General features: G+C 55.3%; 9 protein-coding genes. 8 read left to right on the top strand and 1 reads right to left on the bottom strand.

The genetic code is table 11. From position 1 onward, the window contains the following. The first annotated feature begins 530 nt into the window (after positions 1–530). From Q1B46_RS22015 to Q1B46_RS21980, 8 genes are all read left to right on the top strand, one after another. A complete protein-coding gene (locus Q1B46_RS22015; RefSeq protein ID WP_299952039.1) occupies positions 531–1568 on the top strand; it encodes a LacI family DNA-binding transcriptional regulator in 1038 nt (345 codons plus the stop codon). A 64-nt stretch (positions 1569–1632) separates the two neighbouring features. Beyond that, complete coding sequence (locus Q1B46_RS22010) at positions 1633–2541, top strand: ABC transporter permease subunit (protein ID WP_299952037.1); 909 nt, start codon at positions 1633–1635, stop codon at positions 2539–2541. Continuing rightward, positions 2541–3440: a carbohydrate ABC transporter permease gene (locus Q1B46_RS22005; protein ID WP_299952035.1), complete on the top strand. Its 900-nt coding sequence runs from the start codon at positions 2541–2543 to the stop codon at positions 3438–3440. The genes Q1B46_RS22010 and Q1B46_RS22005 overlap by 1 nt, the downstream gene beginning before the upstream one ends. A gap of 44 nt (positions 3441–3484) precedes the next feature. Next, positions 3485–4900: an extracellular solute-binding protein gene (locus Q1B46_RS22000; protein ID WP_299952032.1), complete on the top strand. Its 1416-nt coding sequence runs from the start codon at positions 3485–3487 to the stop codon at positions 4898–4900. Beyond that, positions 4897–6114 carry an ADP-ribosylglycohydrolase family protein gene (locus Q1B46_RS21995; protein ID WP_299952030.1) on the top strand — a complete coding sequence of 406 codons (1218 nt, stop codon included), beginning with the start codon at positions 4897–4899 and terminating at the stop codon, positions 6112–6114. Before Q1B46_RS22000 ends, Q1B46_RS21995 begins: the two co-directional genes overlap by 4 nt. Beyond that, complete coding sequence (locus tag Q1B46_RS21990; protein ID WP_299952028.1) at positions 6111–7166, top strand: ABC transporter ATP-binding protein; 1056 nt, start codon at positions 6111–6113, stop codon at positions 7164–7166. The genes Q1B46_RS21995 and Q1B46_RS21990 overlap by 4 nt, the downstream gene beginning before the upstream one ends. Positions 7167–7205: 39 nt before the next feature. Then, positions 7206–8132 (top strand): ribokinase, encoded by a 927-nt coding sequence (locus Q1B46_RS21985; RefSeq protein ID WP_299952026.1) that lies wholly within the window; start codon positions 7206–7208, stop codon positions 8130–8132. Further along, a complete protein-coding gene (locus Q1B46_RS21980; RefSeq protein WP_299952024.1) occupies positions 8129–9160 on the top strand; it encodes a DUF475 domain-containing protein in 1032 nt (343 codons plus the stop codon). The genes Q1B46_RS21985 and Q1B46_RS21980 overlap by 4 nt, the downstream gene beginning before the upstream one ends. A gap of 540 nt (positions 9161–9700) precedes the next feature. Here the strand turns inward: Q1B46_RS21980 and Q1B46_RS22240 are convergent. Continuing rightward, positions 9701–9892 carry a helix-turn-helix domain-containing protein gene (locus Q1B46_RS22240; RefSeq protein ID WP_366871619.1) on the bottom strand — a complete coding sequence of 64 codons (192 nt, stop codon included), beginning with the start codon at positions 9890–9892 and terminating at the stop codon, positions 9701–9703. Positions 9893–10008: the final 116 nt, after the last annotated feature.

Genomic DNA, 10008 nt, shown 5'->3' with positions numbered 1-10008 from the left:
GCCGCGATTTGCACCAAGGATCGGTCTGGGATGGGTCGACGTTCGCCGCGCGTCGCATGAACTGGTAATGTGCGGACTTTACCGCCGTCGCTCTTTCGGGTGATTGCTGACGCAGCATTCGCTCGTGCGCGCGGCACGCTGGTCTCTGCGTTGCAGCAAATATCGCTAGACCGGTGATTCAAAGTAAATCTGAGGCGTGAAATTCGAATAGATCTTTCGCTGCACCCAGGACTGGCTATCGAGGACCTGACAAAGCGGACTTGTGGGGCTGCGGTTAGCTTTAATGCGGGAGGGCCCACGCTTGCGCGGCACCGCTCCGTTGGCAGTGCAGCGCATCCTGTCGAAAGGATCTTTTAAGTGTGGCTAAACCTTGCGGATTATGAACCCGCTGATGGCTGCAATCTTGTTACGTCGTCGACGGTGGCCTGAGCCTATCGTCATTCCCGCATTTATTTGGGCACCGTCATCTAAACGTTGACGCCTAGTGACAAAATTGGTAACGTTCCCAGAATCACCAATGGATAGTGAATTTGACCAGAAGACCCACAATCATCGATGTTGCGAAACAGGCAGGCGTTTCCAAGAGCACTGTGGCGCGGGTAATGTCCGGCGGTCAGCATGTGTCAGCGAGGGTCGTTGAACTGGTTGAATCCGCTGCGAAAGAAATCGGATACCAGAAAAACAACCTGGCAGTCAGTATGCGTTCGGGCCGTAGCGGGCTCATTGGTATCGTTGTTCCCGACATTTCGAACCCATTTTGGGCAGAGGTCGCGCGCGGCGCACAGGATGCTGCGGCCTCAACTAATTCATCGTTGCTGATTTTCTCGTCAGATTGGAAATCAGAACGCGAGAGAAAGCATCTTCAAGCATTGGTAAATACGCGGGTGGATGGATTCGTGCTCAACAGGATCTCGGATTCCTCGGATGGGCGCGACCTTGAGTTGCTGGGCGCGCCTTCGCTTCTCCTAGGGACAACGGCCGATCTTTTCCCTGAGAAATCAAGCGTTGGATCAGACATTACGCAAGGTGTCGGCGTCGCGCTGGATTACCTAACAGCCCATGGTCACGAGCTTCCGAAGCTCATTTTGGGTTCCGAGCGTCGTTTGGCCCGAGCCAAATTCATCACGGCGGTGAACGAGTACTACATCAACCGAGATGTCGACCCGACGCGTATCCCTACCGAGGACGGGGCATATACTGTCGACGGTGGACGGGCAGCAATGGCGAGACTCCTAAAGACACACGCGGGCGGACACCTCACGATTTTTGCGGCAAATGATCTGATGGCGCTTGGAGCTATCCTCGAAGCGCGCTCGCAGGGTTTGAACTGCCCTCGAGACGTATCTGTCATGGGGTTTGACGGCATCCCTGCAGGCGAATTCTGCGACCCGCCGCTGACGACGGTTGGCAAGCCCGCCAAAGAGATCGGCAGGCAATCCATCCTGTCGTTGCAGCGTCTCATTGATGGGGATGCGGCCGTGGCCAAGTTGCGTCTCGCGTGTGAACTCGTTGAGCGTGGCAGCGTATTGAACCTGAACCCGGAAATCGCACTGGCCCAGACCGGCTGAACCCACATCGAAAGGAATTTGACGTGAAAGTTGTAGTTCGGCAAAAATTGGGAACGTTCCCTAGATGAATCAGAAGTTTGAAAACCTTCAGCAATCGTTCCGGCGCTGGTGGCCGTTTTACGTTATGCTTGCGCCCGGGCTTCTGTTTTATTTGGTCTATCACTATCTGCCGATCTGGGAGGCGAGGCTGGCATTCCAGGATGTGCGGATCATTCCCCCCAATATCTGGGTCGGCACCAAGCATTTTGTTGCCCTGGCATCCTCACCGGTTTTCCTTCAGGTGCTGATGAACACAATTGTCATCAGCGCGATGAAGCTCGTTTTCATCTTTCCTGTGCCGATTCTGGTTGCGCTCCTGCTCAACGAGGTGCGGTCCGCAAATTACCGTAAGTTTGTACAATCCGTCATCTACCTCCCACATTATCTGTCCTGGGTGGTGATTGCCGGGATCACGGTCGCGACACTTTCCCCAAGCGATGGTGCGGTGAATGAAGTGATTGGATTGATGGGCTTTGATCCTATTCCTTTCATGACCGATACTGGGTCGATCCGCTGGGTTTTGGTGTTCAGCGAAATGTGGCGCAGTGCCGGATGGGATTCACTCATCTATTTCGCGGCTATCGTCGGGATCAGCCAGGAGCTCTACGAAGCCGCAGAAATGGACGGTGCCGGGCGGTGGCAGAAAATCTGGTTTGTCACCATCCCCGGTATAGCACCCACGATTGCCACGCTCTTTATCCTCAACGTCGGTTTGTTTCTCAGCCAGGGCTTCGATCAGGTCATCAACCTGTCCAACGACGTTGTCCGCAGTCACATCGATATCGTTGATACCTACGTCTATCGCATTGGCCTGCAAACCGGGGAGTTTGCCCTGGCAACGGCTGCCGGCCTGTTCAAAGGCGTGATTGGCATGATCCTGATCATCAGCGCGCACACGATTTCCAAGCGTTTGACCGGAAAGGGAGTCTGGTAATGTTCACCAACAGCCGCAGCACGCCTTTTGAGCGCATCGAATATATACTGATCCTGTCTGCCCTCTTCTTGATGGTTGTGGTGACGGCCCAGCCTATCCTGCACCTGGTCGCTGTCTCCTTCTCTGACCCCGCTGAAGTCCCCGGCATGAGCGGGTTAGAGGTGCTGCCAAGAGGCGTCTCCTTCGATGTCTGGAGCCTGCTCATACAGAATCCGAACGTGCAGCGTGGCTTTTTGAACGCGGCCATCATTACCGCAGCGGGCACCGTCATCGCAGTGCTGGGCACGACGCTAATGGCCTGGGCATTGGCGCAACAGCGCCTTCCAGGACGCCGTATCATCCTTCTACTGGTCCTGGTTACGGTCGTTTTTGACCCCGGCATCATCCCGGAATTCTTTGTGATGAAGAACATCGGGCTTCTGAACAGTTATTGGTCGGTCATCCTGTTTCGCGCCGTGTTCGCCTGGTATCTGATCATCCTCATCCGGCTTTTCGAAGAAGTCCCAAGCGAGCTTCTGGAGGCGGCCGAACTTGATGGCGCCAATCCCTTTCAGACACTTTGGTATGTGATCGTGCCCGTCGCCAAATCTTCGATCGCGATGATCACACTTTTCTATCTTGTCCTGAACTGGAACGAATTCTTCAGGGCGATGATTTATCTTAATGATCCGGACAAATGGCCTTTGCAGGTTGTCCTTCGCCAATTCGTTGTCGAAGGAGACAAGGTTGGCATGGTCGGCCTGGCAAACGTGTCTGCCAATACCGACGTAAACCAGATCAGTATCCGAGCGCTCAAAGCGGGCATGATCACGCTCACCATCGCGCCGCTCGTCCTGATTTATCCGCTCATTCTCAAGTATTTCACCAAAGGGACCATGTCCGGGGCGGTGAAAGGATGAGCGCTCGACACTTAAACATCAAATCAACATGGGAGATACAAACGATGTTCTACAAGGCAAGCAAGACTCTGTCTGCCGCACTGCTGGCGGGCACCTTTCTGAGCGGAGCGGCAATTGCCGAACCGGTCACCATTCGCATGGTGCTGAAAGACTTCATTTCAACGAATCCCAACTCGGTTGCCCATGTCGAACGCATTGAAGCGGCACTCGCCGAGCAGGGTCATGAAATTGACATCGAGATCGTGGACCTGCCTGCATCCGGCTATGCCGATGCGCTGGGGATCATGCTTTTGTCGGGTGATCTGCCGGACCTGATCTATTTTCAGGGCGGTGACCGCAAAATCGCAGACCAGAACGTGCTCGAAGACTGGCGTCCGTGGATCGCCGAAACAGAACACCTGAAGGGTGCGCTTTATCCCCACAACGAAGCACGCCTGGACAATTATCCATACCTGATGCACGTCTTTCCGCTGCGCGCCCAACAACCGGTCATTCGGACCGATTGGTTGGAGGCGACCGGATTGTCAGCGCCAGCGACCGTTGATGAATATACAGCCCTGCTCACGGCAATCCGCGATAACGACCTCGATGGCGATGGAGAAAACAACACCTTCGGCACCACTGCCGGCGGCAGCCTGAAGGAGCTTAACGGCTACCTAAATCCGGCGTTCGGGATCACCGCTACATGGCTTGAAGATGGGTCCGGTAGTTGGATCCATTCGCAGATCAGCGCTCAGGAGCGGGACAAACTGGCTTACTATAGTCAGCTGTATGCAGAAGGGTTGCTCGACCCCGAGTACATCACGATCAACTGGGAAGCGAAGGAGGATCGGTTCTATACTGGTCGTGTCGGTGTTGTTTCGGCGTCCCGACCTTCAAACGTTGTGGTTTATCAGACGAAGATGAACACGGTGCATCCTAACACGACCTTGACGTTGCTGGACCCACCAGCTGGTCCCGGCGGCCAGGGGTTGCTGGCTGTCGACGTCTCGAAAGAAGGCCGTGGGTGGGCCATGTCAGCATTGTCCGAAAACAAGGAGGCGGTCGCGACACTTCTGGATTTCATGGCAAGCCCCGAGGGACAGTTCATGGAACAATTCGGACTTGAAGGCATTCACCACGTGATCAACGGCGACCAGGTTGAAGTTTTGCCCGACCTTGGATCGTGGGAAAGCCCCTTCATGATCTCTGCGTCCTGGACCCCCCCGGTGGAGTTGTTCCCGGCCCCTGCCCGCCAGTATTTGCAGAACACGCAGGATCACTTTCTGCCTGACAATGCGTTTGCCTTCCCATCCGAACTCGCCGCAGCCGTCGATGCGACAACAAATATCTATAACGAGTGGGCATTCAAATTTGTATCAGGCACGGCCTCCTTCGATCAGTGGGGCGAATATGTAGAGGCTTGGAAGGCGGCTGGCGGTGACAGCCTGATCGATCACGCAAGCCAGGTTCTGCAATGATCAAGAGAGAAGAAAACGGCGCGACCTTTCGGGGTCGCGTCCGCGCCGCTCTTTACGGGGTGGCATACGGCGATGCTATGGGTGGTCCTGTCGAAAAACTATCGGCTGGCGAAATTGCTGAGAAGTATGGACGGGTTACGTCGGTTGATCGGCGTTGGCATCGGTTGGATGAAGACGAGGTGTCCCGAAACGGCCGCACACGTGGCCACGGGATCATCACCGATGACACGTTGATGACGATCTGTCTGATGGAGGTTTACACTGATCTGCGACGGCACATCGATGCCTGGGATATGGCCGGTCCCTTCGTTCGCAAAATCGCATGGGAAAAACGCTGGATCCCGGAACTTGAGAAAAACACGGTCCTGATCGAGCGTCTGTTTTACCCCGAGAAGTGGATTTATCACCGTCTCCAGCTTGCGGCCTGTGACCCAAGGCAAGGCGGTGTCGGCAACATGGTTAATTGCGGCGCCGCGATGTATGCAGCACCCATTGGCATCGTAAATGCCTGCAACCCTGCTGCGGCTTACAACGAGGCCATCGGATTTATGTCCGGGCATCAGCAAAGCTACGGGCTTGAAGCGGCTGGTGTTTTTGCGGCTTGTGTAGCCGAGGCGTTTCGGCCCGAAGCAACAGTCCGGGATATCGTCCAAGTGGCTTTGAAACATGCCAAGGACGGCACGTTTTCCGCAATCGAAGCCGCCACAAAATTGGCATCTGATCTAAAAGGTTCATCCCGCAGCTATTCAGAGATCGTGACTACGCTTCACGATGCGATGCTTACGTTTTCGCCTATGGGCGATGATGTGCGACATGGGCCAGAAAAAGCAGGCCAGGCGACCGCTGGCTACCAGCCCTCTCGCCTGCTTTCGATTGAGGAACTGCCGCTCGCGCTGGCCTTCATCATACTCAACGACGGAGATTTCAAAGGCACAATCGAGGATTCGATCAATTCTGGCCGGGACACAGATTCAATTGGCATCATGGCTGGCGCAATCCTCGGGGCCATGGGTGGTGAGGCAACGATCGATCAAGCGACGCTCGCTCACATTGATGGGACGAACAAGCTGGATATCCTTGCGATTGCCGATGCATTTTCTGAGGCCGCGAAAGAGATCCTGCGCGATGACCTATCCAGAAACGCCAGTTGGCAGCGAAGCCTCTCGGAGCTCGGCTGCCAGACGACCCCCGTCGTGAAGGGAAAAGCAACATGAAACACATCATCTTGGACGGGCTTGGTAAAGCCTACGGCGCCGTCGAGATTTTCCGCGACCTCAATCTTGAAATTGAACAAGGTGAATTTGTGGTCCTGGTGGGTCCTTCCGGGTGTGGAAAGTCCACCTTGCTACGGCTTATTGCAGGACTTGAGGACATTACATCAGGCAATCTCTTGATCGGTGACGAACGCGTCAACAACAAGCCCGCGAAACAGCGTGACATCGCGATGGTATTCCAGAGTTATGCTCTCTACCCGCATATGAAAGTTGCGGACAACATGAGCTTTGCCCTTCGATTGTCCAAGGTGTCGAAAGCCGAACGTGCACGCCGTGTTGAAGAAGCAGCGGATATTCTAGGGCTGACCGAGCTGCTGGACCGGCTTCCGCGCGATTTGTCAGGTGGGCAACGGCAGCGAGTCGCAATGGGTCGAGCGATTGTTCGTGATCCGCAGGCATTTTTGTTTGACGAACCCTTGTCCAATCTTGATGCAAAGCTTCGACACAAGATGCGCGGTGAAATCCGCAAACTGCACCAGCGTCTTGGCCGGACCATGGTCTATGTGACGCATGACCAGACCGAAGCCATGACCATGGCAGATCGTATCGTCGTGATGCATGGCGGGCGGATCGAACAGGTCGGCGCCCCTCGAGACCTCTATGGTGATCCGGATAATCTGTTTGTTGCCGGTTTCATCGGAACGCCAGAGATCAACCGCTTTCCAGGGCGGATCGAGGGCGGATCTGTGCAACTGGAATGCGGGGTGTCCTTCCCAATGGACTTGACGTCAAACATCCGCGCAGGCTCTGAGATTATCTGTGGGTTTCGTCCGCAACATGTTTCCATCGCGTCTGAAGGTCCTAACGCAGAGGTCACATTGGTAGAACCAACCGGCGAAGGCCAGGAGATGCTGGTGCGCGTCGGATCGCAAGAGGTCACGATCGTTGCGAATGAGCAATCTGACGTCCGGATCGGTCAGCAGGTCAAGCTCGGTTTCGACACCTCCAAAGCTCTGATCTTTGATAGCGCAACGCATGACCGGACTCGGTGACAGCCCAGGTTCCCCTCAAAAACACAGGCAGGCAAACGGATGCTAACGATCTTTGGCTCCATCAACATCGACCAGGTCATACGTGTACCCAATATTCCGGTGCCCGGTGAAACGGTGCTGGGCGACCGGGTCATGGACACGCACGGCGGCAAGGGGGCCAATCAGGCCGTTGCTGGTGCGCGGATGGGTGCCGGAACAATCCCGGTGGTCATGATCGGGACGGTTGGCGATGACGCCTTCGGCAAGGCGGCGTTGCAGAATTTTGCCGAGAATAAGGTTCGCGCGGACTGCACGGTACTGCCGGATTGCGCCACCGGAACCGCCTTCATCACACTAGGAAGTGATGGTGAAAATGCGATTACCGTCGTTCCCGATGCAAATGGCCTTCTGGAGGCAGCTCATGCCTCGGTTGAGGTGTTGCAAAAGACGTCGGTGCTGTTGTGCCAGGGGGAGGTCAGTCTGAAAGAGACTGCTCATGTCATGGGCGTCCATCGATCTGCAAACCCGAATGGCACCAGCGTGCTCAACCTTGCACCGGTGCCGCAGGATGGCGACCTTGGAACCCTGCGGGCTGCGCTTGAAACCTGCGACATTCTGATCGTGAACGAGGGAGAAGCCGAAGCGATATGTGACCTGCTGGCAGCACCAGACAAACGAGATCTTTCCGCATTGGCAAAGGCAATTGGCTGCGAGGTCGTTGTAACGCGTGGGCCGGATGGCGCAGACCTCTTCCTCAAAGATGGTCGTGTCACACATGTGTCCAGCCCTCAGATTGACCCTGTCGATACAACCGGTGCCGGGGATACATTCTGCGGCGCGTTTGCGGCCTTGCTTGCCGAGGGCCGGGAAATGAAACCGGCTTTGGCGATGGCCTGCGAAGCTGCAGCCAAAGCGTGTTGCGCCATCGGCGCTCAGACCGGGATGCCCAGGCGGCACGAGATTTTGAAAGACACAGATCCCTCATGAAACCCACACTCTCCTACTTCCACCTGCCAATGGCCGCGACCGCTTTCGGTGTTTTTACGATTGTCTGGTTTGGCTTTGCCACCACGGGCAGCACAGCCGGGGCTTTGAAGTTTCTGCTCATTGGGTTGACGCTCACGCTACTCGAAATCTCGCTGTCTTTCGACAACGCGGTCGTGAATGCCAACAAACTCAAATACATGACACCGCTTTGGCAAAGGCGGTTTCTGACCTGGGGCATCCTGGTGGCGGTCTTTGGGATGCGGATCGTGTTTCCGATTGTGATCGTCTCTGTCGCCGCCGGCATTGGGCCAGTTGCGGCGACCATACTGGCTGCAACCGAGCCGGAAACCTATTCCCACATCATGCATGACGCCCATGTCTCGGTCGCCGCCTTTGGGGGGACATATCTGATGATGGTAGCGCTCAGCTTCTTTGTCGATACCGAGAAGAATGTTGACTGGATCCGCTTCGTTGAAACACGGCTTCGTGCCTGCGCCGATCTGCGCGCAATCGAGGTTGTATTCGTCCTCTGCCTGATCATCGGCTTCACGCTGGCGCAGAGCGAAGGACAAGAGACCGAGTTCCTGTTCGCATCGGTTTTGGGCCTGCTGGCCTTCCTGCTGGTCGAGGTTCTGGGTGACCTGCTCGACAAAAGCCAGACGAATGCGGCAATTGCCTCAGGTGGGCTTGGAGCATTCCTATACCTTGAGGTTCTCGATGCCTCGTTCAGCTTTGACGGGGTGATCGGGGCGTTCGCGCTGACCAATAACATGTTTCTGATCGCTGTCGGTCTGGGTATCGGGGCCTTCTACGTCCGATCGATGACGATCATGCTTGTGGAAAGGGACACGCTGTCCGAGTTGCGCTTCCTGGAGCATGGGGCGTTCTACTCTGTCCTTGCGCTTGCGGTCATTATGCTGACCCAGTCGGTCGTATCGGTTCCGGAATACGTCACCGGGCCGCTCAGTATTGGCTTTATCGCACTCGCGACATTCAGTTCAGTCAGATACGCGAAGCGGCCCGCTTGATCCTTCGACAAATTAGGAAGTGAAAACTGCGACATTTTATACGCTTAAGCGTAGTACTGGATAGATCATGTATATGCCCAAATTGTCCTGCAAACGCGTTATTACCAAGTTGGTTCATGCCGTGTAGAGCAAGAATGGCCGCTCTTCATGCTGCGCGACAGCGAGTGATCTTAATCACCTGCAGCGAGTACGCTTTTGGTAGGTATGCATTGCAATTTCTTGAGCGTCCGGGTTGGGCTCACTCCTGCCATTCTCTGCGGAACGCTTCAACTGGTGGTAAGAGCCCTGACCGGCCTTTGCCCAGATTTCACGCATTTTCTAAAGCGGCATGATAATCCGGCCCAGAGCGGACCTTGAGTATTGGCTTTGATCGCTGCGCTCGCATTCCGCATTCCAGCCATTCGCCGCGGGCGCAAAATTTCGGGTTGGTCGAATTCACGCAACGCGCAACAAAGTGAATTTTCGCTGCACGTGCCCCAATGGCAGCTAACTGCACATCGCATCGTCCAGTACAATCAAAGAGCGCACAATGTCGAACCTTCAGTTCGCACAGTCGGAATTCTCTATCGATGGTCTTCGCCGATATTGGCTTGGTGTCAGACCTGTGTATTTCCGGAATGCGCGCGTGAAATGCTGCGGGTGTTCATAACCCGCAGCAAATGCGACATCGATTATTTTCGTATCGGGATTGTCCAGCAACAAACAGGCGTTCTGGAACCGTGCTTCCTGAATTATTGAAGTGTAGGTTTTGCCGTGTCTGGACAGTGTTCGTTGAGAACGGCGGTGAGAAAGTCGACCACGGTAGCGGCGGGATGAGCCTGCTGCGGGCGGCGTAAAAGTCGTCCATC

This window comes from uncultured Ruegeria sp. (assembly GCF_947500045.1).
Taxonomy (GTDB): domain Bacteria; phylum Pseudomonadota; class Alphaproteobacteria; order Rhodobacterales; family Rhodobacteraceae; genus Ruegeria.
Note: the sequence above shows the minus strand (reverse complement) of the source record. Positions and strands in the feature narration are given on the sequence as shown.